Annotated in this window: 23 protein-coding genes and 1 tRNA gene; 16 read left to right on the forward strand and 8 right to left on the reverse strand. The window is 46.2% G+C overall.

Annotated features, from left to right (window positions below; genetic code table 11):
* Positions 1-176 precede the first annotated feature (176 nt).
* Entirely contained in the window at positions 177-1,133 is a 957-nt protein-coding gene (locus tag DESPODRAFT_RS13185) for a Ppx/GppA phosphatase family protein (RefSeq protein ID WP_004074070.1), read from the reverse strand.
* 70 nt (positions 1,134-1,203) lie between these two features.
* Between DESPODRAFT_RS13185 and DESPODRAFT_RS13190 the strand changes: the two genes are divergently transcribed.
* The 9 genes from DESPODRAFT_RS13190 to DESPODRAFT_RS13230 all read left to right on the forward strand — a co-directional run bounded on the left by DESPODRAFT_RS13190 (position 1,204) and on the right by DESPODRAFT_RS13230 (position 11,322).
* Entirely contained in the window at positions 1,204-1,365 is a 162-nt protein-coding gene (locus tag DESPODRAFT_RS13190) for a ribbon-helix-helix protein, CopG family (RefSeq protein WP_004074071.1), read from the forward strand.
* Positions 1,362-2,945 (forward strand): CHAD domain-containing protein, encoded by a 1,584-nt coding sequence (locus tag DESPODRAFT_RS13195; protein ID WP_004074072.1) that lies wholly within the window; start codon positions 1,362-1,364, stop codon positions 2,943-2,945. The genes DESPODRAFT_RS13190 and DESPODRAFT_RS13195 overlap by 4 nt, the downstream gene beginning before the upstream one ends.
* Entirely contained in the window at positions 2,942-3,676 is a 735-nt protein-coding gene (locus DESPODRAFT_RS13200) for a ParA family protein (protein ID WP_004074073.1), read from the forward strand. The genes DESPODRAFT_RS13195 and DESPODRAFT_RS13200 overlap by 4 nt, the downstream gene beginning before the upstream one ends.
* A gap of 11 nt (positions 3,677-3,687) precedes the next feature.
* Complete coding sequence (locus tag DESPODRAFT_RS13205) at positions 3,688-4,158, forward strand: CYTH domain-containing protein (protein ID WP_040015984.1); 471 nt, start codon at positions 3,688-3,690, stop codon at positions 4,156-4,158.
* Positions 4,159-4,426: 268 nt separating this feature from the next.
* The gene (locus DESPODRAFT_RS13210; protein WP_004074075.1) at positions 4,427-6,127 is read left to right on the forward strand and encodes a 2-oxoacid:acceptor oxidoreductase subunit alpha; all 1,701 of its coding nucleotides are present in this window, start codon (positions 4,427-4,429) and stop codon (positions 6,125-6,127) included.
* On the forward strand, positions 6,127-6,984 hold the full coding sequence (locus DESPODRAFT_RS13215) for a thiamine pyrophosphate-dependent enzyme (RefSeq protein WP_004074076.1): 858 nt from the start codon (positions 6,127-6,129) through the stop codon (positions 6,982-6,984). Before DESPODRAFT_RS13210 ends, DESPODRAFT_RS13215 begins: the two co-directional genes overlap by 1 nt.
* Positions 6,985-7,007: 23 nt before the next feature.
* Complete coding sequence (locus tag DESPODRAFT_RS13220) at positions 7,008-8,159, forward strand: alpha-hydroxy-acid oxidizing protein (RefSeq protein ID WP_004074077.1); 1,152 nt, start codon at positions 7,008-7,010, stop codon at positions 8,157-8,159.
* Positions 8,160-8,608: 449 nt separating this feature from the next.
* Positions 8,609-9,688, forward strand: a complete 1,080-nt coding sequence (locus tag DESPODRAFT_RS18765; protein WP_004074078.1) for a tetratricopeptide repeat protein — start codon at positions 8,609-8,611, stop codon at positions 9,686-9,688.
* Between the two features lie 629 nt (positions 9,689-10,317).
* Positions 10,318-11,322 carry an NAD-dependent epimerase gene (locus DESPODRAFT_RS13230; RefSeq protein WP_004074079.1) on the forward strand — a complete coding sequence of 335 codons (1,005 nt, stop codon included), beginning with the start codon at positions 10,318-10,320 and terminating at the stop codon, positions 11,320-11,322.
* Positions 11,323-11,375: 53 nt separating this feature from the next.
* Here the strand turns inward: DESPODRAFT_RS13230 and pepN are convergent, their stop codons facing one another.
* Together pepN and elbB are read right to left on the reverse strand one after the other, a co-directional pair.
* On the reverse strand, positions 11,376-13,982 hold the full coding sequence (pepN, locus tag DESPODRAFT_RS13235; protein WP_004074080.1) for an aminopeptidase N: 2,607 nt from the start codon (positions 13,980-13,982) through the stop codon (positions 11,376-11,378).
* Between the two features lie 62 nt (positions 13,983-14,044).
* Positions 14,045-14,701, reverse strand: a complete 657-nt coding sequence (elbB, locus tag DESPODRAFT_RS13240; protein WP_004074081.1) for an isoprenoid biosynthesis glyoxalase ElbB — start codon at positions 14,699-14,701, stop codon at positions 14,045-14,047.
* A gap of 311 nt (positions 14,702-15,012) precedes the next feature.
* Between elbB and DESPODRAFT_RS13245 the strand changes: the two genes are divergently transcribed.
* Both DESPODRAFT_RS13245 and DESPODRAFT_RS13250 read left to right on the forward strand, forming a co-directional pair.
* Complete coding sequence (locus tag DESPODRAFT_RS13245) at positions 15,013-16,347, forward strand: UDP-glucose dehydrogenase family protein (RefSeq protein WP_004074082.1); 1,335 nt, start codon at positions 15,013-15,015, stop codon at positions 16,345-16,347.
* Between the two features lie 124 nt (positions 16,348-16,471).
* Positions 16,472-17,401 carry a DHH family phosphoesterase gene (locus DESPODRAFT_RS13250; RefSeq protein WP_004074083.1) on the forward strand — a complete coding sequence of 310 codons (930 nt, stop codon included), beginning with the start codon at positions 16,472-16,474 and terminating at the stop codon, positions 17,399-17,401.
* 52 nt (positions 17,402-17,453) lie between these two features.
* On the opposite strand, the gene DESPODRAFT_RS13255 is transcribed toward DESPODRAFT_RS13250, so the two are convergent.
* From DESPODRAFT_RS13255 to DESPODRAFT_RS13270, 4 genes are all read right to left on the reverse strand, one after another.
* Positions 17,454-18,512 carry a KamA family radical SAM protein gene (locus tag DESPODRAFT_RS13255; protein ID WP_040016367.1) on the reverse strand — a complete coding sequence of 353 codons (1,059 nt, stop codon included), beginning with the start codon at positions 18,510-18,512 and terminating at the stop codon, positions 17,454-17,456.
* A gap of 78 nt (positions 18,513-18,590) precedes the next feature.
* Positions 18,591-18,682, reverse strand: a tRNA-Ser gene (locus tag DESPODRAFT_RS13260).
* Positions 18,683-18,721: 39 nt separating this feature from the next.
* A complete protein-coding gene (locus tag DESPODRAFT_RS13265; RefSeq protein ID WP_245531916.1) occupies positions 18,722-19,399 on the reverse strand; it encodes a tRNA1(Val) (adenine(37)-N6)-methyltransferase in 678 nt (225 codons plus the stop codon).
* Positions 19,400-19,427: 28 nt separating this feature from the next.
* Positions 19,428-19,748 carry a DciA family protein gene (locus DESPODRAFT_RS13270; RefSeq protein WP_004074086.1) on the reverse strand — a complete coding sequence of 107 codons (321 nt, stop codon included), beginning with the start codon at positions 19,746-19,748 and terminating at the stop codon, positions 19,428-19,430.
* 263 nt (positions 19,749-20,011) lie between these two features.
* Between DESPODRAFT_RS13270 and hflK the strand changes: the two genes are divergently transcribed.
* Both hflK and hflC read left to right on the forward strand, forming a co-directional pair.
* Entirely contained in the window at positions 20,012-21,085 is a 1,074-nt protein-coding gene (gene hflK / locus DESPODRAFT_RS13275; protein ID WP_004074087.1) for an FtsH protease activity modulator HflK, read from the forward strand.
* 2 nt (positions 21,086-21,087) lie between these two features.
* Positions 21,088-22,071, forward strand: coding sequence for a protease modulator HflC (gene hflC / locus DESPODRAFT_RS13280; RefSeq protein ID WP_004074088.1), 984 nt, complete (start codon positions 21,088-21,090; stop codon positions 22,069-22,071).
* 115 nt (positions 22,072-22,186) lie between these two features.
* Here the strand turns inward: hflC and DESPODRAFT_RS19540 are convergent, their stop codons facing one another.
* On the reverse strand, positions 22,187-22,291 hold the full coding sequence (locus DESPODRAFT_RS19540) for a 30S ribosomal protein bS22 (RefSeq protein WP_004074089.1): 105 nt from the start codon (positions 22,289-22,291) through the stop codon (positions 22,187-22,189).
* A 104-nt stretch (positions 22,292-22,395) separates the two neighbouring features.
* On the opposite strand from DESPODRAFT_RS19540, the gene DESPODRAFT_RS13285 reads away from it, so the two are divergent.
* The 3 genes from DESPODRAFT_RS13285 to groES all read left to right on the forward strand — a co-directional run bounded on the left by DESPODRAFT_RS13285 (position 22,396) and on the right by groES (position 23,677).
* A complete protein-coding gene (locus tag DESPODRAFT_RS13285) occupies positions 22,396-22,908 on the forward strand; it encodes a hypothetical protein (protein ID WP_004074090.1) in 513 nt (170 codons plus the stop codon).
* Positions 22,909-23,052: 144 nt separating this feature from the next.
* A complete protein-coding gene (locus DESPODRAFT_RS13290) occupies positions 23,053-23,307 on the forward strand; it encodes an FmdB family zinc ribbon protein (RefSeq protein WP_004074091.1) in 255 nt (84 codons plus the stop codon).
* A gap of 82 nt (positions 23,308-23,389) precedes the next feature.
* The gene (groES, locus tag DESPODRAFT_RS13295) at positions 23,390-23,677 is read left to right on the forward strand and encodes a co-chaperone GroES (protein WP_004074092.1); all 288 of its coding nucleotides are present in this window, start codon (positions 23,390-23,392) and stop codon (positions 23,675-23,677) included.
* Positions 23,678-23,727: the final 50 nt, after the last annotated feature.

The raw sequence follows: 23,727 nt of genomic DNA on the forward strand, positions 1-23,727 counted from the left end.
TACTCTAAATATTAATCACTATAACAAAGCGATATCAATTTTTAAAGTCACAAATAAAATAAAGGGACCATGTAAATGATATTTTTAAGAAAGCCTGGGTAAGTTATTCAAATCTTTCAAGCTTTATTGTGGACGATACCTGGCAGTTTATATGTCGGATCAAGTCCATGGCTGTTCTATGGGACGGCCTCAATCTGTAGCGATTCAGTTGCAGGTGCATCTGTTTGTGCTCTCAAGGAGTTCGTCTGCAGCCTCTGGTTGTGTAAGACCCGGATTATGCCGTCGGCAAGGCCCTGCATGGGGACATGGATTTTTTCACACCGGCCCCAACTCATGGCTTTAAGATAGATTCGTGCACCCGGGATAATAACGTCTGCCCGGTCAGGTTTCAAATAAAAGCGTTTCATCCGTTCTTCCAGGGGATAAGCAGCCAGTTCATCCCGGATTTTTTTAATTTTTTTTCGGCTCACCCATGTCCCGGGCCGGCCCTTGGCCAGCTTAAACAGCTGGTTGATGTTCCCGCCGCTGCCAATGGCCTCCACAGGTTCGTGTCCCCGGGTGATCTTTTTCAGCCAGGATTTCATAAGATCCCAGTCCTGCTGCCGTGCCCGGTTGTTAAGCAGACGGATGGTGCCCAGGTTAAAGGAGCGGCTGGCCTGGACCTTGCCGTCAAAGAACAACGTGATTTCCGTACTGCCGCCGCCTACATCCACAAACAAAGCAGCCTTTTCCGAGGAAGTCATTATTTTGTGGCGGTTCTGGAAAAGATACCGGGCTTCCTCTCTGCCGTTGATAATTTCGATGTCAATCCCGGTCTGTTCCTTTATTCTGCGGCATACCTGCCTGCCGTTTTGGGCGGATCTCATGGCTGAAGTGGCACAGGCCTTGAACGCCACAGGCTGGTACGCATCAATGAGCTTTGCAAACCCCCCCATGGTTTTTGTCAGTTTACAGGCCCGTTCATCCGAGATCATGCCCCGTAAAAAGGCGTCTTCACCTAAACGGATGGGCATGCGCATCCAGGAGATTTTTTTTACCTGAAGTCCGAACGCTTCTTCCGATACCATGGCTAATAGCAGTCGGACGGCATTGGAACCGATGTCGATGGCGGCGTATCTTGTCATTGAATCCATAATAGTTGACATCCTAATTGAATGACGTCATTATATCAAGGTGAGAAATAAGAATTAACAAGGATCTAACATGGTAAAAACCAAAAAGGTGAATACTTCTTTAAGGCTGGAGAAAAAAGTGCTCAAGGAGCTTAAAATCCTGGCCATTGAAAAAGAGACCAGCGTTCAGGCCATTATTGAAAAACTGATTCTTGAATACATTAAAAAGAACAAGGAAACATCTGAACAATGAATCTTCCTTCCTCGCAAACGTTTATGCTGTCGGCTGCTGTCAATGTCAAAAAGATAAATGCCGAACTGAAAAATGCAAATATGACCCTGGCAGGCACTGGATGTGAGCCCCAAGAGGGGATTGTTTTGGATACCTTTGATGCCGCGGTTTATAATTCGGGTGCCCTTTTAATTCAGACTCAATCCGACCTGGTCAGACTCTGCTGGTCTGGTGATTTAATAACCCAGACAGCGCCGGAATCTGAATGGCAATTTGCCCGGGATCTTCCCCTGGGCCCTGTCAGGAATCTGCTTTTGAACCAGTCTCCTTTGCGGTCATTTAAACCGGCAGGTCAGGTGACCATCATCCGGGATACATTACGTCTTCTGGATGACGAACAAAAAACCTGCTGCCGTGTTGAATCAGTCTCGTTGAGCCGCGGAAAGAATACCTGGTCCTGGCTTCGGACCTGTCCCATGCGCGGTTACAGTGATAACCATACCTTGATCTGCGGCATTTTGAAAAAAATGGAAAAACCCGGGCTTCCGGCAGAAGTTCTTAAGCTTAGGATTTCAGATTATACATCCAAGCCGGAAATTCGTCTGTCTGAAAATGCTCCTGCCAGACAAAGCCTTTGTACTATTGTTCAGACATTTTTGCAGGTGACACGTCGCAACGAACCCGGACTGATTGATGATTTGGATACCGAGTTTCTTCACCAGTGGCGGGTCAGTCTGCGCAAGGTGCGTTCCGTACTCACCCTGTTTAAAGGTGTGGTGGCCATTGAGACCCTTGATCAGCTCAAGCAGGATTTCAGGGATATTATGCAGGATACCAATTTGATGCGGGACCGGGATGTTTACCTGTTATCCAGGGACGATTATTTTGCCCTGGTTCGGCCCCAGCTCCACCCGGGCCTTGAGGTGCTTTTTGAACTGCTGCAGCAGGATCGGGATGAGGCCTTTGGAAAGGTTAAGGCCATGCTTAAGTCCAAGGCTTACAAAAAACAGATAAAATCCATTCAAAAGTTATTTGAGAATCCCAAAGACTTGCCCCAAGGCCCCAAGGCCGATGCACCGTCCAAAGTTTTTGCCGCGGACCTTGTTTTGAAACGGTATAAAAAGGTGTGCAAGCTTGCCGGAAATATTACCGACAAGACCACGGATGAGACCATTCATGAACTGCGCATCCAGTGCAAAAAGCTGCGCTACCTGATTGAATCGGCCCAACCCTTATTTGATGACAACCAGGTAAAAAGCCTGTTGAAAAACCTTAAGGGACTGCAGGAGCATCTGGGAAGTTTTAATGACCAGTCTGTCCAGCAGGCCACCCTGGCGCAGTGTCTTGACCGATATCCGGGGACCGGACCCAATGCCAAGGCCCTGGCCGAAAGCATCGGGGCGTTGACGGCCATGCTTTACCGCAAACAGCTGGAAGAGCGCCGGATGATTATTGAAAACCTGTCCCGATTTTACAGTCCGGATACACAGGGTGCGTTTAACGCCTTATTTGATTTAAAGCGCATTGCGGCAAACCCGAAGCCTGAAACCGGTGAGCAAGACAAAAATCAGGTTGAATCATACGGAGATAAAAATTTATGAAACTTATTGCCTGTTATTCCAACAAAGGCGGTGTGGGAAAAACCGCTGCCTCGGTCAACCTGGCATATGCCAGCGCGTTAAACGGCAACCGGACACTTTTGTGCGACCTTGATCCTCAGGGAGCCTCAGGGTTTTATTTTCGTGTGAAACCGTCGGAAAAACTCAAAAATAATACCTTTTTTGAAGATACCAAAAAGTTTACAGATGCCATCAGAGAAAGTGATTTCCACAATCTGCACCTTTTGCCGGCCAACATAAGTTTCAGGGATTTTGATATTTTTTTGTCTCGGATGAAAAAGAGTCGCTCCAGGCTGAACAAGGCGTTGAAGCCGGTTGATGGTGAATATGACATTGTGCTTCTTGACTGCCCGCCGAATATCTCCCTGCTTTCGGAAAATGTATTCAAGGTGGCGGACCGCATCGTGGTGCCGGTGATCCCCACCACCCTGTCCCAAAGAACCCTTGAACAACTGTATGCGTTTTTTAAAAAACAAGGTTATAAATCATCCAAGATTTTCCCATTTTTTTCAATGGTTCAGCAGAGTAAATCCCTGCACCTTGAAACCATGGAACAGATTCGGGCCGAATATGAACAGGTGATGAATACCTGGATACCTTTTTCCACACATATTGAGCGTATGGGCGTTCACAGGGCACCGGCCCTCTCCTATGCCGGAAAAGAAGCGGCTGTGGCCGCCTACGCACAATTGTGGCAGGAAATTCAGAATTAAGGGAACAGCGTATGATGAAAGAGATAGAACGAAAGTTCCTGCTTACAAAAATGCCGGAGATTGTTCTGCAGTCCACCATTTGTATCCGGCAGGGCTATATTTCCAAATCCCGGGATTCTGTTGAGATCAGACTTCGCCAGAAAGGCGATGCTTTTTTTATGACCTTTAAACGGGGGCAGGGGCTTGTGCGGGATGAAGCGGAAATCAGGATTAATGAAGCGGATTTTGATTATCTGTGGCCTTTGACCCAGGGGCGTCAGGTGGAAAAACACCGTTCCCAAGCCACCCTTGAAGACGGTCTTACCGTCGAGATTGATGAATTCTCAGGGACGCTTGCAGGTCTTTTTCTATGTGAGGTGGAATTTGGTGATGAAACCCAGGCCAGGACGTTTGTTCCGCCCCAATGGTTTGGGGCGGATGTGACCGAAGACAGCCGGTATAAAAATAAAAGTCTTGCCGAAAACGGTATTCCCGAAAACTAAGCCGAAAAATTAAATCACAAACTATACTTGACCTGTGAGTTTACGGGCAAACTCACACGCCTGGTTTTTTACGGAATCATCCATCTGATCCGGGGTTGAGCATCCACCTACAAACAATTCCGCAGCGTTGACGGCTTTATGGTATTTCTGCATCCTGCCGAATGCGGTGAATGCTTCTGCCGCATTGTTGTCATTTATTTAATGATGGATTTTATGACAAATCAGGTCAATAATAGAACTTGTCAATCATTCAACGTAAGGAATATCCATGAAAACTGATGTAACACTAAAAATTGCAGGAGCGGCGGGAGAGGGTATCCAAACCATTGGCGATCTGCTTTCCGAAGTGTGTCACCACAGTGGTTTGTTCACCTTCTCAGTAGATGATTTTGAATCAAGAGTCCGGGGGGGGCACAATTTTAATCTGCTGCGGATCAGCGACAAGGAAGTGGCTGCCCCCGGCAACAGGCTTGATATCCTTGTCTGCATAAACAAGGATGCCTATGACTTACATAAACACGAGTTACGTTCCGGCGGGATTGTCATTGTCAATGCAGATAAAGCCGGAACAGAAGACAAGACACGTTTTGACATCCCCTTGAAAAAACTGGCAGAAGAGGCCGGGGGAAAAATCACGGCCAATACTGTGGCCGCAGGTGCCGTGCTTTCTATGCTCGGTACCCCTTTCAGTCTGCTGGCTGACATTTTGACAAAGCGATTTGCCGCCAAGGGCGATAAAATCGTGTCGCTGAATATTGCCGCGGCCCAAAAAGGCTTTGATGCAGCCAAAGGCTTAAGAGTGGACACCGGGTTTACATGGGAGGCGAAAAAGATCAATAATGTTATTCTCAGCGGGGCCAAGGCCGCAGCTTTGGGCGCCCTGGCTGCCGACTGCCGGTTTTTTCCCTTTTACCCCATGAGTCCGTCCACAGGTGTGATCACCAATGTGGTTTCCTATACTAAAAAGCTTCCCGTTGTTGTTGAGCAGGCAGAAGATGAGATTGCCGCTGTAATCATGGCCATCGGTGCCTCCTTTGCCGGTGTCCGCGCCATGACCGCAACTTCGGGCGGCGGTTTTTGTCTCATGACCGAAGGGTTGGGGCTTGCCGCGATGACGGAAACGCCGCTGGTGATCCTCAATGCCCAGCGTCCCGGGCCTGCCACAGGGCTTCCCACCCGGACCGGCCAGGCAGATCTGCTTTTTTCCATCCACGCATCCCAGGATGATTTTCCACGGTTTGTTTTTGCGCCGGGCACACCTGTTGAGACCTATGAGACCATGAAGCGGGCTTTTCATCTGTCTGAAAAATACCAGGTCCCTGCCATTGTATTGCTTGACCAGTTCCTGGCCGATTTCAGGATGACAGAGGTCAATACGCTCACGGTAGATCCTGAAATTGAACGCTTTTATGCGCAAAATAACTCCGGCGATGACGATAATCCCTATTTGAGGTATGCACCGGCACAAGACGGCGTTTCCCCGCAGAGACTTCCCTGTTCCGGTCCGGGGCTTGTCCGGATCACGGGTAATGAACATGACCCCGAAGGGCATATCAGTGAAAATGCCGCAAACAGAATTGCCATGACTCAGAAGCGTGCTGCAAAGTTGCCGGCCATGATTAAAGAGATGGCGCCTCCGATTCTGGTGAACCCCACGGCCCCGGTTTTTCTTGTGGGGTGGGGATCAACAAAAGGAAATATTCTGGAAGCTGTTGAAAGACTGAACGCACAAGGCATAGAGGTGGGGGCTGCGGTATTCAAGGACATGTGGCCCATGGACCGGCAGGTCGTCGAAAAAGCGTTGACCGGCAAGCAGCTGATCATGGTGGAACAAAATGCGTCCGGCCAGTTGGGCCGCCTGCTTGCCCAGGAGGCAGGCATCTGTGCCTTTGACACCATTCTCAAATATGACGGCAGACCTTTTTTCCCGGACTATATTGTTCAAAAGGCAAAGGAGCTTGTGAAATAATGATTACGTCAAAAGACTACGATTGCAATTACGAAAATAAATGGTGCCCCGGATGTGGCAATTTCCAGATTCTTGCCGCCATGAAAGAGGCCTTTGCCCAGCAACAGATTCCGCCTGAAAAACTCACATTGATCTCCGGTATCGGCCAGGCCGGAAAAACACCCCATTTTCTTAAATGCAACATGTTTCATGGGCTTCACGGCAGGGCGCTGCCCCTGGCAACCGGGACAAAGATTGCCAATAATGATCTTACGGTGGTGGTCAGCTGTGGGGACGGCGACTGTTATGGGGAGGGCGGAAACCACTTTCTTGCGGCCATCAGGCGAAATCTGGACATGACGCTTCTGGTGCACAACAACCAGATTTACGGGTTGACCAAGGGGCAGGCGTCTCCGACATCAAGTCTGGGGATGGTTACAAAACTGCAGAACAACGGAACCCCCTCATCTCAATTTTCCGCCCTGGCCATTGCCCTGGCCGCCGGAGCGGGGTTTGTGGCACGGGGGTTGTCCGGTGAACCCGAACACTTGACGGAACTGATCGTCAAAGCCATGAATTACAAAGGCTTTGCTTTGGTGGATATTTTACAGCCATGTGTCTCTTTCAATAAAATAAACACCCTGAGCTGGTATAAAGAACGGGCGTACAAATTGGACGATACGGACCATGATCCCCAGGATCTTGCAAAGGCATTTCAGCTGGCCCGGGAGTGGGAAAACAGCCTTCCTTTAGGCGTGTTGTATGAGTCTGCCGGTACACCATTCCACGAACGGGTTCCCAATCTTAAGGTCCAATCCCTTGCCTCACATAGATATGACGGCAAGGTGATGGCAGATACGCTTTTAAAAAACCTATAGTAAAAAAGGAGATTGCATTTAATATGACGATCTGGCAATGCACCATGTGCTTTACGACTATGGACCAGGAAGAAGTCCCCGGACAGTGCAGTTCTTGCGGGGCGGACAACCGCGTTATTCTTGACAAGGAAACCGTTCCCGAAACCCTTGAAGCGGTCCGGGACAGGGCAAGAAAGAATCTTAAAGGGTTTTGTGCCGCTTACCCCGCCTGTGACGGTAACTTTGATAAAATCTGCCAGAAAGAGGCCTATGGCAAACCCATTGGATTCGGCGGTGCCGGGGCGGGATTCTCCTTTCGGGGAAATGTTGCAGCCCTTGAGGCTCTGTGTCTGAAATTACGGGTGGTGGGGGAACATACCGAACCTGAGACCTCCTGCACATTTTTAGGCACAAAACTTGATTTTCCGGTCATGGGCGCCTCCACGGCAGGTGCCGAGCGCTACGGCAATGCCATCAGTGAAGAAGATTTCTGCAGGGCCACGATCCGGGGCTGTAACGATGCCGGCACCATGGCCTGGCGGGGAGACACCTTTTTTTATACCCCCGAGGATAACCCCGCACTTCGAGCCATAAAAAGAGAAGGCCTGCCGGCCGTCCCTATCTTCAAACCCAGGGCCCAGGATGTGCTCAAGCGGCTTATCCGCATGGCCGAAGAACTGGGGTGTCCTGCTGTGGGCGTGGATCTTGACGGATGCGGCTCCACCATTATGGCCCGGCATAATCAGCCGGTATTTCGCAAGAGCGTGAAGGATATCAAAGAACTGGTTCAGGCCTCGTCTCTGCCCTTTATTGCCAAAGGAATTATGACGGTGGAGGATGCCGTAAGCTGTGCTGATGCCGGTGTCAGGGTGGTCAGTGTCTCAAATCACGGCGGCCGGGTTCTTGATGCAACGCCGGGGACGGCAGAAGTCTTGCCTGATATTGCCAGACAGCTTAAAGGCCAGGTCATCATCACTGCAGACGGTGGGGTCAGGACCGGCTATGACGTGCTTAAAATGCTGGCACTGGGTGCGGACTTTGTTCTGCTGGGCAGGGATATCATCCGGGCGGCCGTGGGTGCAGGTTCCCTGGGTGTTAGAATACACATGGAACATATTCAAAAAATATTGAAAAAAGCCATGTTTATGACCGGGGTCACCACCGTCTCAGATATTGATTCATCCATATTGTGCTAAGAACCGGAAAATGGTTTACCAAAGAAAGGGTCCGTAAGCATTTATGCGTACGGCATAAAGTTCGTACCAGGACAAATGGGTATAAACGGTTTTCTACAGATTTTCTGTACAACAAGTTGTATTTGTATAGAATCCCAACTTACGCAAAGTGGAAAAGGGCGCAAGCCTTACAGTGAAGAACATCGGAAAGCCGTGTACGGGAGAACCGTATGCACGGTTTGATGAGGGAGCATTGAGGATGCAAGGCTTTTGGAACACGTGGTAGCCGCGTGCGGCAAGGCGTCTCGAATATAGAAAGGGCTGAAGAAACTGGCTGAATAAGTACTCTACTCTACCCAGATTCCCCCAATAAGAGATGTCCCCAGATTCCAAAGATGTCCCCAGATTTCCAAAATTTTATGCCGAGAATCCAGATGATTTATAAACTACAACAAAATTGCGGCTAAAGAATGAGTCTGAAAAAATATAAAGAAATTGCAAGTAAGTATTGTGTTGAAGATTTGCCTGGTGCATTGCTTCCAGGAACTCCTATTTCTAATGTGCTTAAACATTTGGAGGCGGAAGAAAAAGTAATATCTAATATCGCTCAAAATTATCTAATCCGCAAAGGGCTTTTGGCGCTTCTCCATTATACAAAGAATGAGCTTGCTTTTGACGAATTTTCAAAAGTTGCAAAACAAGAACAGTTTGAACGGTGTCGTCTTTCTGAAATCAAAGCTCTTCAACGGCAAAGTACACAAAAAAAACAAGATGAGATTCGGAAACAAAAAAATGAAGTACTGCAAGCTCGGCTTAGAAAAATTAGCAAAGCCAGAGCTAAAGGTTCAAGGTTAAGGCAAAAATACGAACTTGATTATTTCATTGAAAAGAGTGACTATCCAAAGCTCATGAGTATTTTGAGACGAATTGAAAAGGGCGTGAGACTGCCTGAAGTTGATATTATTTGGCTAAATTCAGAGGGAGAAGAATACTTTACTCAAGAACTAAGAGAAGGGTTCCACAGAATTGAAGCTGATTTTCATGCTAAAATATTTAGATCGAAGAATGACCCTTGGGCGGCAGTTAATGCAAGTAGTCACTACCGAAAATGCAAAGAATCAGAAAATGCGGAATCATTACTCAGCATGGTAGATGTGCTGAATTTAAAAAATGCTCAACTGCAATCAGCAATATATACAACTTATGGTGGAGTAAAGCGAGACTTGGGAAAATGGAGTGAAGCACTTAGTTTGGGCGAAGAGGCTCACAAATTGACCCCCAAAGACTTCTGGCCATGCACTTTGCTGGGTGCAGTGAACATGGAAACAGGCAATTTCAGTGCGGGACAATTATGGTATGAAAAAGCTGTAGAGAGAGGCTATAGAGAAGATTCCGTAGATAATGAATTGCGAGCTATTTTTATGCGTGCTGAAACATCTCAAAAAAAGGCTTTGCGGGTTCATTTACTAGGAATAGATCCCAAGCGATATAGTTGGGTAAACAGACAATCAAATAAAAACAAAAAGTTTATAACAAATCAGTCAACCTGACCGCGTGAACGAGAGTCGTTTTCCCCGAAGGCAATTGGCCCGGCAGGTTACCTCAACGATAGGCTCGCCCGCGGGGCGGGCGAGCCTATCAGTGAAATAGGCAGAATGGGCCAATATGGTGATAGGGAGATTCTGTCTATTTATTTTATAATTTGTACTTCTGTTTTCATTTTTCATAAACAGATGGCCTTACAGCTATGAAAAATGAATGGTCACACCGATTTCTTCCAGTTGGCACAAAAACAAAAATCAAGATAAAGCAGAGATTGAACTCTGGTTGATTCTCTATCATCGACTTGAATAAATGTCTACCAGGGAAACCCTTAATTTTTGTTTTTTTTTAACTGGAGACCTTGATTTGTCATGTAGGCCTGATCATGATACAACACATAAATTTGTAGAAGTTTTATATTAAAGTTGTGAGTTGTGAGTATTGAGTAGTGAGATTTAAAATAAGCTGTTTTCTCAATACTCAATACTCAATACTCACAACTTTCATTGCTTGTTGTGTCCGTCAGGACATGGTCGTTTATTAACTTTGCAATTTTATCCGGGCCAACCGGGCACAGAACATGGAAAAACAGAATAGCAGTTTTCCCGATTCCATATTTTAATTTAAAGGACTGGACATGAACATATTGATCACCGGTGCAGCCGGGTTTATCGGATCTGCGCTTGCTTTGCGGCTGTTGAATGACGGTCATCGTGTATGGGGGATTGATAATCTCAACGATTATTATGATGTGAACCTGAAAAAAAACCGGCTGGCGCGCCTGTCCGGGTATCGGGATTTTACATTTATTCTTCTGGATCTTGCGGACCGGCCCAACATGGCCAAGCTGTTTGAGGAAAATGCCTTTGACTGCGTGGTGAATCTGGCGGCCCAGGCAGGGGTGCGGTACAGCCTTAAAAATCCGGCCTCCTATGTGGATTCCAATCTGGTGGGATTTGGCAATATTCTTGAAGGCTGCCGCCATGGCGGGGTCAAGCACCTTGTGTTTGCCTCTTCAAGTTCGGTGTATGGGCTGAACACCCACATGCCTTTTTCGGTTCGCCATAATGTGGATCACCCGGTCAGCCTGTATGCGGCTTCCAAAAAAGCCAATGAGCTCATGGCCCATTCTTACAGTTACCTGTATAATCTGCCGGTAACAGGGTTGCGGTTTTTTACGGTGTACGGTCCCTGGGGCAGGCCCGATATGGCGTTGTTTCTTTTTACCAAAGCCATTTTAGCCGGCGAGCCCATCAAGGTGTTTAACAACGGTGAGATGCAGCGCGATTTTACCTATATTGATGATATTGTAGAAGGGGTAGTCCGGGTGATGCACAATATCCCTGGGCCTGATCCGGCATGGAGCGGTAAAAGCCCGGTTCCTTCACGCTCTTGTGTACCGTACAGGATTTACAATATTGGGAATAACGAACCTGTGCCGTTGATGGATTTTGTCCATGCCATTGAAGATGCCCTGGGCAAAAAAGCAAAAATTGACTATCTGCCCATGCAGGCAGGCGATGTGCCCGCCACCTGGGCTGATGTGGATGATCTTATTGCCGATACCGGGTTTAAGCCTGAAACCTCTGTAAAGCAGGGGATACGGAATTTTGTGGAGTGGTATAAGGAATACTATGCCTGATAAGGGGTCCCCGCAGTTTTCACTGCGGGGCTATCTTGTTTTATACCGCCGGATTACTCTAAGGCCCGCGATACGATTTCATATAAATTTTTGGACAACGTTTTTTGTCCTGCCATGGTTTCAAGTTGCCTTTTCATCAAAATTCGTCTGTTCTCATCATACCGTTTCCACAAGTTGAAACATGCGCAAAGCCGTGCGGCTGTCTGGTGGTTGATTTTATCCAACGCCAGAATGCGTTCTGCCACAAATTCATACCCCTGTCCGTCAGCCCTGTGAAAATGGATGGGATTGTTCATGGCAAAGGCAAATATGAGCGCCCGGACCTTGTTGGGGTTGGCCATGGTAAAATTTTTGTGGGTTGTCAGTTGCTTTACCTGATCTAACGTGTCCTTAAGCCTGGACTGGGCCTGGACGGAAAACCATTTGTCGATAACCAGGGTCCGGGCCTGCCATTTGTTATAAAACGCCTGACATGCGCTGTCCCGCATTTCCGGAGTCATGTGGCTTAAAATTTTGAAGGCGGCAAACTCATCCGTCATGTTACCGGCGTTTTCAAATTGTTTGAGCACAAGGGCCTGGTTTCCTTTGTCCGGCACGCAGCCAAGATAGGCAAGGCAAAGGTTTTTAAGGCTTCTGTCCGCCATGGCCGCACCAGAAATATCATCGGGGGGTGCGGGCCGGCAGATTTCATATACGGTTTTTAATTCTGATTCCAGGTTTTTGGCCAGGGTTTGTTTCAAAAAGGTCCTTGCCTGGTGAATGGCCTCTACATCTATGATCTCAAAATGATCCTTGATTTCTGTTTCCAGGGGCAGGGCAAGGGCCTTGGAAAGAAATGCCCTGTCTTTTTTCCGGTCTTCCAGGGCCAGGGAAAAGGCCTGTATAAGACCGGAAGATACGGTCATGGCCCTGCCGGTCCGGATGGCTGTCACCAGATTTTTTATCTCATTGATGAACAGGGTCTGGGCGGCACGCCATTGATTAAAAGGATCAGTATCCCGGGCCATGAGAAAGGCAAGGTCTTGATCAGAAAAATCCGTGCTCAGACGGACAGGCGCGGTAAATTCCCTGAATACGGAAGGGTAGATATCAGCAGATACATTTTCAAATTTAAAGGTGTGGGTTTCCTGTGTCAGCTCATACAGCGCCTCTTGTTTGACAGTTTCCCCGGCCCTGTTGATCAAAGAGATCCGGACGGGTATGTGAAAGGGTTTTTTTTCGGATTGATTCCTGTCCGGGGATGTGGACTGGGTAAAGGTTAAGGAGAGGCTCCCTGTATTATCATTATATTGACGGGTCATGGATATTTCCGGTGTTCCGGACTGGGTGTACCACAGGAAAAATTGATCCAGGTTGCGGCCGGACACCGTTTCCATGACACCGACAAAATCCTCAAGGGTTACGGCCATGCCGTCAAATTTTTCAAAATAGAGATCCATGCCCTGTCTAAACAGATCCTGACCTAGCAGTTGATAGATCATGCGGATCACTTCTGCACCTTTTTCATACACGGTCATGGTATAAAAGTTGTCCATTTTGATGTATGAGTCCGGCCGTACCGGGTGGGTCATGGGGCCGCTGTCTTCGGGAAATTGTGCCGCCATAAGGTTTTTTACATCAATGATGCGCTTCACCGGGCGTGAGTTCATGTCTGATGAAAATTCCTGGTCCCGGAAAACAGTGAGACCTTCCTTAAGGCTGAGCTGGAACCAGTTTTTCAGGGTGATCCGGTTGCCGGTCCAGTTGTGGAAATATTCGTGGGCAATAACGCCCTGAATGCCCATGAAATCGTCGTCCGTGGCTGTTTGCGGGTCAGCCAGCACATATTTGGCGTTAAATATGTTCAACCCCTTGTTTTCCATGGCCCCGGCATTAAAATCGTTGATCGCCACAATCTGGTACAGGTCCAGATCATATTCCCGGCCAAATCGTTTTTCATCCCATGCCATGGCCTGTTTCAGGGATGTCATGGCGTGGCTGCAAAGGGCGATATTCTCTTTTTCAGAATAGATTTTAAGCGCCACGTCCCTGCCCGATGATGTTGTGAACCGGTCCTCCAACACGGCAAGATCCCCTGCCACCAGGGCAAAGAGGTAACAGGGCTTTTTAAAGGGATCTTCCCAGACGGCAAAGTGACGGTTGTCGTCAAGGTCTCCGGATTTCACAGGGTTGCCGTTGGATAACAGAATCGGGTAGCGGGTCTTATCGGCCACAATAGTACAGGAAAACGGTGCCATCACATCGGGCCGGTCAGAGTAGGGCGTGATGTTGCGGAATCCCTGGGCTTCGCACTGGGTGCATAAAATGCTGCCCGAACGGTATAATCCTTCTAAAGCCGTATTTTCATCGGGCTTAAGGATGTTCGCGATTTCAAGCTCAAAAACATCCGGGGTGGCTGCAAGGGTAAAGGTTTCATCGTCGCTTTTGTACTCACCGGGCAAAAGCACCATGTCGCCGGCAACCACGGAAATAATGTCAAACTTTCCCTTGTTCAGTACCAAAGGCGTTGTTTCATCTGCCCAAGCCGGATCTTTTCTCATTTTAAGTTTGGATGTCACCCGGGTGTGGTCCTCCCGGATGTCAAAGATCAGGTCAACATGGTCGACAATGAATGCAAAGGGCCGGTAGTCTTTTAACTGTATTTTTTTATGTTCATTCATAATAAAAGCTAAAATACAACCGGCCCACAGCCTTGTCAATTAAGGGATATATAAAATACGGATTATATCATGGCCAAGACCTCAGTGACTAATTTTTCAATTCCCATGGCAACATTTTTAATATTTGGCCCAAGCATATATGCCGGCGTTGTTACAATTTTTCTCTTCCGGTCTACATGTATCTGATCAACAGCGCATGCCACATGTTTGCCGCCCATTTTCTCGATCGCGTCTGCGGTTCCCAGATCATTTCCAATGGTGACTTCAGGATGTTTGTCGGCAATTGCCTTCGTTAACGTTGCCGGAGCAATACAAATGGCGCCGACAGGCTTTTTGCCATTAATCATATCCGTTATAATTCGCTGAACTTCCGGGTGAACCTTAGCCTTAATATTATTAATTGCAAAATCACTTAAATTTTTGGCAGCACCAAAACCACCTGGTATGATGAGGGCATCCATATCGCTTGCTTGAACCTCTTTTAAGTCCTTAATCTTTCCCCGGGCTATCCGTGCAGATTCTACCAACACATTTCTTTTTTCGGATGCTTCCGTCCCTGATAAATGATCAATGACATGATATTGTTCCATGTTCGGTGCCATACAAATAATATCTGCATCGGCTTGATCCAAATAGAGCATTGTCAACACAGCTTCATGAATTTCAGAGCCGTCGTATACGCCACACCCTGCTAATAATACGCCAACTTTTTTACTCATAACAGATCCTCCAAAATTTCAATTGTAATGTTTCTTAAATCAGTCTGTTAAAAAAAATACGATGCCATCCGAATAACAAATGCGAACAAGTAATTTATGTGGTTTTTTACATAACGCCGGAAATATCACTTCTATTTTTCCCTATCAGAAAGAAATTGAGTTGACAAGCAATTTATAAAATGAATTAATTACCATTACAAAAGTTTCAGATCCATTGTCTGACAATATTCAATTCATCCCGATTCAATTTGTCTAAGGCCGTAAATCATGGGGGCTGTTTGGGCAATATAATGAAAGGTATCACTAAATAAATGAAATTAACAATTATCGGAACCGGATATGTAGGCCTTGTCACAGGTGCATGTTTTTCTGAAATGGGAAGTCATGTCACTTGTGTGGATATTGACAAAGAAAAAATAGATAACTTGAAAAAAGGGATTCTTCCCATTTATGAACCGGGACTTGAGTCGATAGTCCTTAATAATTATAAGGAAGGCACGCTGAATTTTACCACCTCTCTGGCCCAGGCCGCAAAGGATTGCAATGTGTTTTTCATTGCCGTGGGCACGCCGCCGGGGCAGGATGGCTCTGCTGATCTGCAGTATGTGCTGCAAGTGGCGCGCCAGATCGGATCGGTTATTGAAGATTACGCCGTGATTGTGGATAAATCCACGGTACCCGTGGGAACGGCAGACAAGGTCAGGGCACAGGTCAGCAAAGAACTTGAGGCCCGGGGTGCAGCCATTGAATTTGACGTGGTATCCAATCCCGAGTTTCTTAAAGAAGGGGCGGCTGTTAATGATTTCCTCAAGCCGGACCGGATTATTGTGGGCGCAGATTCCCATCGGGCTGCAAAGTTAATGCGCAGGCTGTACGCACCTTTTTCAAGAAACCGGGACAAAATGTTGTTCATGAATGTCAAAGATGCTGAAATGACGAAATATGCGGCCAACTCCATGCTGGCCACAAAGATTTCATTCATGAATGAGATTGCCAATCTGTGCGAACGGTTGGGCGTGGATGTGGAGAACGTGCGCAAGGGGATCGGTTCAGATTCGCGTATCGGGTATTCATTTATTTACCCGGGCTGCGGATATGGCGGATCATGTTTTCCCAAGGATGTCAAAGCCCTTGTGAAAACCGCTAAGGATGCAGGATTTGTTCCCACGCTTCTGGATGCGGTGGAGGAAAGAAACAATCTTCAAAAACAGGTGCTGGGAAACAAGGTGATTAATAGATTCGGACAGGATTTGACCGGGCGCACATTCGGCATTTGGGGGCTGGCCTTTAAACCCGGCACCGATGATATGCGCGAAGCCTCGTCCCGTGTATTGATTAAAGCCCTTTTGGATGCGGGTGCCCGGGTTAATGTTTATGACCCCGTGGCCATGGATCAGGCCCGAAAGGAGATCCCGGCACAGGAGCAGGAGAAGATCTGTTTTGCCCAAGATCAGTATTCAGCCCTGGACACCGCGGATGCATGTATTCTGGTTACGGAGTGGAAGGCCTTCAGGCAGCCGGATTTTAAAAAGATGGCATCCCTGATGAAAGAACGGGTGATTTTTGACGGTAGAAACCAGTATGACCCTGACGAAATCAAAGAAGCCGGTTTTGAATATCACGGAATAGGACGGGAGCTGGGATAGCGCTTTTTGTCTTTTAGCGTCCGGATGTCAAAATGATTGAGATTTCTGTGGGTTTTGTGCTAATATACCAGAATCATTATCTTAATCTTATAAATATTCGTAACAAAACAATAAGGAGATCATCATGAGACTGGTTACCCGATCCGATTTTGATGGCCTTGGCTGTGCGGCCATTCTCAAAGAAAAAGGAATCATTGATGAGATTAAATTCGTCCACCCCAAGGATATTCAGGACGGCAGAATTGAAATAACTTGCGACGATATTCTGGCAAACATTCCTTTTGTTCCTTGTTGCGGTATCTGGTTTGATCACCACTCCAGCGAACAGGAACGCAAGGTATTCGGTAATTTTGAAGGGAACTGTGAACCTTCGGCGCCAAGCACAGCCCGGGTTATTTACGAGTATTATGGAGGGTTGAGATATTTTAAGAACCAGCATCTTGATGAACTGGTCCGTGCCATTGATAAATCAGATGCTGCCCAGTTTACAAGAGAGGAACTTCTCAATCCCGAGGGCTGGGTTCTTTTGTCTTTTATTATGGACCCCCGCACCGGTCTGGGGCGTTACAAGGATTACCGCATCAGCAATTACGCTTTGATGATGGATATGATTGATTACTGCCGGAACAAGAGTGATAAGGAAATCCTTGAGATTCCGGATATCAAGGAACGAACGGTGCGGTACTTTGAACAGGACAAGCTCTTCCGTCGGATGCTCCTTGACAACAGCCGCGTGGAAGGAAATGTTGTCCTCCTTGACTTAAGGGAGCAGGATGAAATCTATACAGGCAACCGGTTTCTCTTATACAGCCTGTTTCCCGAGGCTAATATTTCCGTGCAGATTATGTGGGGCTTCCAGCGCCGGAATATCGTGATCACCTGCGGTTACAGTATTATCAACGACACCGCCGGAGTTGATGTGGGCTCTTTGATGCTTAAACATGGCGGCGGCGGCCACAGGCGTGTGGGTACTTGCCAGGTATGCATTGATAAGGCAGATGATGTTATCAAGCAAATTCTTGAAGAACTCAATAAGCCGTGTGTTTCAATTTAACAGGCGAAAAACATTTTCCGGTGCCAGGCCTAATGTTCTCAATCAACATCAGTTACTTTAACACAACCTTGCCCGGTTCCCCTGGGATTTCCCTGACATAGCGTGGGACTGCATATCCCGGCAACAGTCTCCTCAGTTTTGTTATCAGGTCGCATCCTTCTTCGGGTGAGACTTCAAAATGTGCAGCGCCGGCAACCCGATCAAGCTGATGAAGATAATATGGCATAACCCCTAAATCAATGAGACGCTCAAAAAGCTCAGCCAGCACAGGCAAAGAATCATTCACCTGTCGTAACAGCACGGTTTGGCTTAATAAAATGCACCCGGAATCCATTAATTCTTCTATTGAACGGGAAACCCCGGAATCAAGTTCATTGGGATGATTGACGTGTAATACAACAATCATTTTAGCTCTCTTGCCATAACGTTTATGATTACTCAGCAAGCTAAGCAGATCTTCAGTAAGCCGCTGGGGAATAATAATCGGCATCCTGGTATGAATTCTGATTCTTCGTACACCCGGGACCTGGTCAAGGTGGAAAATGAGATCCTGAAGTTGCCTGTCACTTAACATCAGGGGATCGCCGCCGCTGAGTATTACCTCGTGGATTGTGGGGTCAGCCTTAAATCGAACGGCAATGATTTCCGGATGAATACCGGAACCGCTTGAAATGTTGTTTTCCTCTATCTCCGGAAGCGGCAGATGCCGCCTGAAACAGAAACGGCAGTGAATACTGCACGCCTTGCCTGTTACGATGAGAGAACGGCCGTGGTATTTGGACAGGGTGCCTTCAGGGCTTAAATGCCCATTCTCACCAAGCGGGTCGGTTGTAAAGTCCCGATTCACAGCAGATTCTTCCTTTCTGGGAAGGACCTGAAGTAAAAGCGGATCCAGGGGATCTTTGGGCTTGATGCGCTGTAAAAACGGTTCAGGTACAAGCATTGGAAAATTGGAATTTAAATCCACATGTTCGTTTGAGATTTCCAGACGTCTGCATAGTTCAGCAGGATCTCGAACTGCCTCGGCAAAAATCTTTTTCCACAGGGGCGAACAGTTTTCCACAATATCAAAAGGGGTTTTAAGATTATTTTGTTTTATTCTATTGTTCATGAATGATATGAGAATATTACCGAAAAATCGGTTATAAAGTAAAAAAGCCACTGCAATCACAGTAGCTTTCCTTTTAAATGGCGGAGAAGGGGGGATTCGAACCCCCGGTACCCGGTTAGAGTACACACGCTTTCCAGGCGTGCACCTTCAGCCAGCTCGGTCACCTCTCCGAATAGACCCGAGCAAAATAGTATCTTTTAATCAACGTGTCAAGGATTAATGCGTTTGGATAATATATTCATATCCATGATATTGTTGGACGACAGGTAAATGGGCGGCAGAACTCGTTCGGAATCGGTTATATTTTTACGTCCTGAAAAAATTACACGTTTAGGTGTTTTTTTTTGTCCGGTATGAATATAGCGTATCCACTCCGGATAAATCGATGTTGCCTGTATTGCCTGATGGATATCTGTCAGGCGTTCGGAAGGGAAAATTATCATGAATCGGCCGTTGTGCCCGAGCAGCGTTTCTGCTTTTGCTGCAAGGTTTTTGATATTCATGGTAATCTCGTGGCGGGCGACGGCTTTTTGACGATCCGGGTTTAATCTTCCTGTATTATGTTTTTTATACGGTGGATTTGACAGGATAAGGTCGAAAGGTCCGTTTGTGGATTCAGGATTGATATTCTTAATATCCTCGTTAATAATCGACACCGTCTGTTCAAGTTCATTATTGATGATGTTTTTTATTGCAATTTCAGCAAGTGTCGTTTGAATTTCAACGCCGGTAATATAGGATTGAGGAAAACAATATCCCAGGATAACCGGAATAATACCGCAGCCGCATCCTATATCAAGGATGCGATCACCGGAACAGACCGGTGGCATCTGGCTGCATAACACAAAGGGGTCCATGCTGTAACGGTAGCCCTTTGCGGGCTGCAAAACAGATATTTTCCCCCCAAAAAGCCGATCAGTAGTGTATTTCTCCAATTTTAAACCGTAGATGTGTGATTAAGGCCGTGTTCAGTCGTGCATTCAAGTTCGCAATCATCTCTTTTTCAAGGAATTTGAGTTGGTGTATCCATACCGAGCTTGATACTATTACCTGTAATTGACCGTTCTTAAATGTATCAGGTTTGGCATTCTGCGCAATGGAGGTTCCTAATGATAGATCCCATATTTTCCATATCTGCGTGATTTCCGTTTCCTGGGGTGGTTTGTATTTTGACAAAGCCTTCGACAATATGTCGCTGATATGAGTCAGATGGCTTGTACCTGTTTTTTTGTTCATGTTTAATTTCCAAGTGATATATTTATCCTGATTCGATAATGTCATAACATAATATTAAAGGATATGGAATCTGTACGTATACAGTCCAAGCACGTTGCAAGCTTATTTGATACCCTTTGCAGCAGGGGTTGTTCTAAATAAATATTGCCTTTTAATCTTTATTCTTATAATTAGAGTAGTATTTTGCCTATATAAATATTCAAGCTAACCAATGGACACAATGATGCTGTCAGGTTGGTTATGCATTAACAGGATGTAATTTTATGAATTGGGATTGGGAAAAACTTCGAGAAAATCAGAAAAAATATGAACAGAAACAGGGTGGAGGGCCTGGGATGCCTTCGCCGCCGCAAATGGATGAGCTGTTAAAAAAATTTAAAGGATTTAAATTTTCCGGCATCTTTTTTATGGGAATTCTTATCCTTGGTGTAGTGATAAGTGTTTCCACAGTGTTCACCATTGGCCGAAGTGAGGTTGGGGTGATCCAGCGTTTCGGAAAGTATAATCGTCTGGTCCAGCCCGGCCTGAATTTCAAGATGCCCGCAGGCATAGAAAAAGTAACCAAAGTGAATGTCAGGCAGGTTGAAACCGAAGAGTTCGGGTTGAAAACCTACAACGGCGTCGGATCCGACCCCTCGTCTGTGGACCCTTCCGGGCAGGATTCATCTTTAATGCTTACAGGCGACCTTAATGTTGCCGTTGTGCCCTGGATTATTCAGTACCGCAGATCTGATCCCAGGGAGTATCTTTTTAATGTAAAAGATGTACGATCCCTGTTACGGCATATGTCGGAAGCAACGATGAGAATGATTGTGGGCGACAGAAGCATCAATGAGGTCATTTCAAGCCGTGCAGAGATTGCCAGTGCGGCCAAGGAAATGTTCCAACAGGAAATGGACAATGCAAAAGCCGGGATCAGTATCGTTAATATTGAGATGAAAAAGACCAACGTGCCGGAACCGGTGCAAGCCTCCTTTAATCAAGTTAACCAGGCTATTCAGGAAAAGGAGCAGACCATATATAAGGCCCGGGAAGAATACAATAAAGCGATTCCCCTGGCCCGGGGCGAAGCAAAACGTGTGATTAAAGATGCCGAAGGGTATGCCATTGATCGGGTGAACCGTGCCCAGGGTGATGCTGTCAAATTCAAGGCCATCTATGATGAGTACGTCCAGGCAAAGGATGTAACCCGGAAACGGATGTATCTGGAAGCCATGCTTGAAGTCCTGCCCAAACTGGAAAATAAATATATTATTGATTCGGATCAGAAAAATTTGCTGCCGTTTGTAAATATGGGGGCTAAATTATCAGATCAGACCCTTCGGAAAGGTGACTAAGTATGGAAGATGCAAATAGTAATATGGGAAGGGTGAATGCCGTTTTTTTCGCGATTGCAGTCATTGCGGCTTTGGTTTTGTATAATTCTGCCTATGTGATAGATGAAACCGAACAAGTGGTTATTACCCAGTTCGGGCGTATTATAGGTGATGCGAAGAAAACACCGGGATTAAAGTTTAAAGTTCCATTTATCCAGAAGGTGAATTATTTCCCTAAAAATTTGCTTGAATGGGACGGAGATCCGGGACAGATTCCCACAAAGGATAAAACTTATATCTGGGTGGATACTTTTGCCCGATGGCGGATCAGTGATCCTGTTGTCTATTTCCAGACGGTGAAGGATGAATTTTCTGCACTGAAGAGGCTGGATGATATTATTGACCCGGCCATGCGCGATTTGATTTCCGCATACCCGCTTGTGGAGAGTGTAAGAAACACAGACCGCCCCATGGATACGTTTGATGCCATCCGGGGTCTGGAAGCCAAGGAGGGTGAAGATACCCCTAAACGGATGGTTCGTTATCGTGTGGATTTGGGTCGGGCTGAAATTGCCCGCCAAATAGAAAAACAGGCCCGGGAAAAATTAGCGGATTTCGGAATTCAGATCGTGGATGTTAAGATTAAGCGAATTAATTATATCGACAGTGTTCGAGGTTCTGTATATGACCGGATGATTGCCGAAAGAAATCAGATTGCAGAAAAATTCAGGGCAGAGGGGCAAGGAGAGGCCAGCAATATTCGAGGAGAGAAAGAAAAGGAGTTGCAGGTAATTAAATCCCAGGCGTATAAACAGGCCCAGGAAATAAAGGGAAAGGCCGATGCCCAGGCCACTCGGATCTATTCTGCCGCCTATGGTCAGGATCCCGAATTCTATGCGTTTGTGAAAACCATGGAGCTGTACACAAAGACGCTTGATAAGGATAGCACTGTTATATTGTCAACGGATTCCGAGTTGATGAAATATTTTAAGAAAAGCTCAGATTAACGGCCGTATTGGAGGCTGAGACACATGGGGTATGAGTATTGAGCTGAGTTGATACAACTCAATACTCCCCACGGGCTTAGGAAAGAAAAGGGTGAATCCAGTTTCTTTAGAGAACCTATTTTTTCTTTCTTTGATGTCTGGTTTTGGCAAGGAGCTTTCTATGTTTATGCTTGCGCATTTTTTTTCTTCTCTTTTTTATAACGCTACCCAAAAAAATCACCTCCTTTTAAATTTGTAAAACGGTCATTTGATTTGCTAAATTTTGACTATAGCATAGTTTTGAATTAAGTGTCCATTCTTTTGTTTCATGGAGAAGGCGTGTAAATGACACGGTTTTTTAATGAGAGTGAACTTGAGCAGGTGGCAACAGCAGCACTGCGGGCCGAGGAGGTGGTGTACAATTATTTTAAATTGTCTTCATCTCAATGGCTTAAAAACAGATATGATATTAAAACCGCCAGGGATCTGCTTCCGCATGAACGGGTGGAAGGCCCCTTTGCCCAGGTGCTTAAATATGAAGGCCGGCGACAGGATCTTTCGTTAGGCTCTTCGGTCTTTAGTCTCTACCATGTTTGTATCCAGGACCCTGCGATTATTTCTTTTGTTGCAGAAAAACCCCAAATTGGTCTTGAGCCGTTTCTTTTGTATATTCTGGTTCATGAGCTTGTTCATGTGGTACGGTTTGCACGCTTTGAACATCGCTATGAAAATGCCTGTGAAGCGGAAGTGACTCTTGAAGAAGAAAAAAAAGTACATGGGATTACCCATGATATTATTGCGCCCAAAACAGTGCCCGGAATGTCACAAGTATTTGAATTTTATGCACAATGGTATTGAAAGATCTAAATGAAGAGGTCCTTAAAAATTTTAAGGACCCATCCTTGACAAGGAAAAAAGACTTGTTACTTTAGTTCTGTCTTTCAAGCAAGGAGTCCCGCAAAAGAAGCGGTTTCAGTAATTTAGAAGGAAGGAATAGCCAAAATGCCGGTTTACGAGTACCAATGTAGCAGGTGTGGACATTTAAAAGAGGTTTTTCAAAAAATTTCGGAGTCCCCCCTGGAAGTTTGTCCCAGGTGCAATGGTAAACTAAAAAAGATTATTTCCCAAAGCACCTTTCATCTTAAAGGATCCGGATGGTATGTAACAGATTACGGCGGAGCCAATTCAGGTTCCAAGCCTAAAGAACAATCATCAGCAAAATCAGAAAAGCCAGCTTCCAAATCAGATTCCAAGTAGATGGCGATCTGCTTAACAAGTTGACTTAATTCAAAAATAAAATTCAAATGCGCAACTATTATAATTAAAGGAGAATTGTATCATGAGTTTAAGACCATTGAGCGACAGAATTCTTGTTGAACGTGTTAAAGAAGATGAAAAAACCAAAGGCGGTATCATTATTCCGGATACAGCAAAGGAAAAACCCGCCGAAGGTAAAGTGGTTTCAACCGGTAACGGACGTATGGGTGAAGACGGAAAGCTTCTTCCCATGGATGTGAAAGTCGGTGATCGCGTATTGTTCAGTAAATACGGTGGCACGGAAGTCAAAATTGACGGCGTTGATTATTTGATCATGCGCCAGGACGATGTGCTTGGTATTGTTGAGTAATGTCTGCTTTGTCCTGAAACATCATTTCAGGGTGTTGTGTTTAAATATAA

This window comes from Desulfobacter postgatei 2ac9 (assembly GCF_000233695.2).
Classification (GTDB): domain Bacteria; phylum Desulfobacterota; class Desulfobacteria; order Desulfobacterales; family Desulfobacteraceae; genus Desulfobacter; species Desulfobacter postgatei.

What these genes read in the sequence shown, in the direction of transcription:
- pepN (WP_004074080.1), bottom strand. Translation starts at nt 13,982, where the DNA reads ATGAATGAACATAAAAAAATACAGTTAAAAGACTACCGGCCCTTTGCA.
- DESPODRAFT_RS13205 (WP_040015984.1), top strand. Translation starts at nt 3,688, where the DNA reads ATGATGAAAGAGATAGAACGAAAGTTCCTGCTTACAAAAATGCCGGAG.
- groES (WP_004074092.1), top strand. Translation starts at nt 23,390, where the DNA reads ATGAGTTTAAGACCATTGAGCGACAGAATTCTTGTTGAACGTGTTAAA.
- DESPODRAFT_RS13250 (WP_004074083.1), top strand. Translation starts at nt 16,472, where the DNA reads ATGAGACTGGTTACCCGATCCGATTTTGATGGCCTTGGCTGTGCGGCC.
- DESPODRAFT_RS13190 (WP_004074071.1), top strand. Translation starts at nt 1,204, where the DNA reads ATGGTAAAAACCAAAAAGGTGAATACTTCTTTAAGGCTGGAGAAAAAA.
- DESPODRAFT_RS18765 (WP_004074078.1), top strand. Translation starts at nt 8,609, where the DNA reads ATGAGTCTGAAAAAATATAAAGAAATTGCAAGTAAGTATTGTGTTGAA.
- DESPODRAFT_RS13215 (WP_004074076.1), top strand. Translation starts at nt 6,127, where the DNA reads ATGATTACGTCAAAAGACTACGATTGCAATTACGAAAATAAATGGTGC.
- DESPODRAFT_RS13185 (WP_004074070.1), bottom strand. Translation starts at nt 1,133, where the DNA reads ATGGATTCAATGACAAGATACGCCGCCATCGACATCGGTTCCAATGCC.
- DESPODRAFT_RS13255 (WP_040016367.1), bottom strand. Translation starts at nt 18,512, where the DNA reads ATGAACAATAGAATAAAACAAAATAATCTTAAAACCCCTTTTGATATT.
- hflK (WP_004074087.1), top strand. Translation starts at nt 20,012, where the DNA reads ATGAATTGGGATTGGGAAAAACTTCGAGAAAATCAGAAAAAATATGAA.
- DESPODRAFT_RS13285 (WP_004074090.1), top strand. Translation starts at nt 22,396, where the DNA reads ATGACACGGTTTTTTAATGAGAGTGAACTTGAGCAGGTGGCAACAGCA.
- elbB (WP_004074081.1), bottom strand. Translation starts at nt 14,701, where the DNA reads ATGAGTAAAAAAGTTGGCGTATTATTAGCAGGGTGTGGCGTATACGAC.
- DESPODRAFT_RS13230 (WP_004074079.1), top strand. Translation starts at nt 10,318, where the DNA reads ATGAACATATTGATCACCGGTGCAGCCGGGTTTATCGGATCTGCGCTT.
- DESPODRAFT_RS13210 (WP_004074075.1), top strand. Translation starts at nt 4,427, where the DNA reads ATGAAAACTGATGTAACACTAAAAATTGCAGGAGCGGCGGGAGAGGGT.
- DESPODRAFT_RS13270 (WP_004074086.1), bottom strand. Translation starts at nt 19,748, where the DNA reads ATGAACAAAAAAACAGGTACAAGCCATCTGACTCATATCAGCGACATA.
- DESPODRAFT_RS13220 (WP_004074077.1), top strand. Translation starts at nt 7,008, where the DNA reads ATGACGATCTGGCAATGCACCATGTGCTTTACGACTATGGACCAGGAA.
- DESPODRAFT_RS13200 (WP_004074073.1), top strand. Translation starts at nt 2,942, where the DNA reads ATGAAACTTATTGCCTGTTATTCCAACAAAGGCGGTGTGGGAAAAACC.
- hflC (WP_004074088.1), top strand. Translation starts at nt 21,088, where the DNA reads ATGGAAGATGCAAATAGTAATATGGGAAGGGTGAATGCCGTTTTTTTC.
- DESPODRAFT_RS13290 (WP_004074091.1), top strand. Translation starts at nt 23,053, where the DNA reads ATGCCGGTTTACGAGTACCAATGTAGCAGGTGTGGACATTTAAAAGAG.
- DESPODRAFT_RS13245 (WP_004074082.1), top strand. Translation starts at nt 15,013, where the DNA reads ATGAAATTAACAATTATCGGAACCGGATATGTAGGCCTTGTCACAGGT.
- DESPODRAFT_RS13195 (WP_004074072.1), top strand. Translation starts at nt 1,362, where the DNA reads ATGAATCTTCCTTCCTCGCAAACGTTTATGCTGTCGGCTGCTGTCAAT.